The organism is Azospirillum sp. TSH64 (assembly GCF_003116035.1).
Taxonomy (GTDB): domain Bacteria; phylum Pseudomonadota; class Alphaproteobacteria; order Azospirillales; family Azospirillaceae; genus Azospirillum.
In genome coordinates, this window is sequence record NZ_LGQW01000015.1 from 1 (window position 1) to 208 (window position 208).

Below are 208 nucleotides of genomic sequence, written 5' to 3' on the forward strand. Positions count from 1 at the left end.
GTCGCAGCTGGAGACGCTGACCGGCGGGGCCGGGCTGGACATCGTGACGCTCGCCACCGCCGGCTTCGACAGTGCGGCCGACATGAACCGGGTGTCGGGCACCGGAGGCAACACGCTGCTGGTCTCCGGTCTGGAGACGCTGACCGGGTCGAGCGGCAATGACGTGGTCTATCTCGGCTCGGCCGGCAACACGCTGCTGGTGTCGGGG

General features: G+C 70.2%; 1 protein-coding gene. It reads left to right on the forward strand.

The window, feature by feature from the left end:
* A partial coding sequence (locus tag TSH64_RS35750; RefSeq protein WP_199237399.1) for a hypothetical protein occupies nucleotides 1-208 on the forward strand: 208 nt, incomplete at both ends.